The organism is Herbidospora sp. RD11066, assembly GCF_054661255.1.
On the sequence record NZ_BAAGDO010000303.1, the window covers coordinates 1 to 246 of the forward strand.

The 246-nt window shown below is 41.1% G+C and carries 1 protein-coding gene; it reads right to left on the reverse strand.

The annotated features are described in order from the left end of the window. Positions 1-246, reverse strand: a 246-nt coding sequence (locus ACYQ78_RS39975) for a tetraspanin family protein (RefSeq protein ID WP_459806211.1), incomplete at both ends; no start/stop codon positions are given.

Below are 246 nucleotides of genomic sequence, written 5' to 3' on the forward strand. Positions count from 1 at the left end.
CCAGTCATTAAGGTCAGAGCTTCCACAGCACTGGAAACTCTCTTGAACAGAATCAATTGCATTCTGTAGATCAATGTTGTCCCTGTACTGCTCAATGGCATTTTTAAACTGGTTGTCAACTGATTTCTGAACCTCAGGCCAAAAGGCACAAGCAAGGAGTCCTCCTATTACTTCCAAAATCACAATTATTATCATGACACTCATGTAAGTTCTGAGGAAACAGATATTCTCTCTGAGAGCACCAAC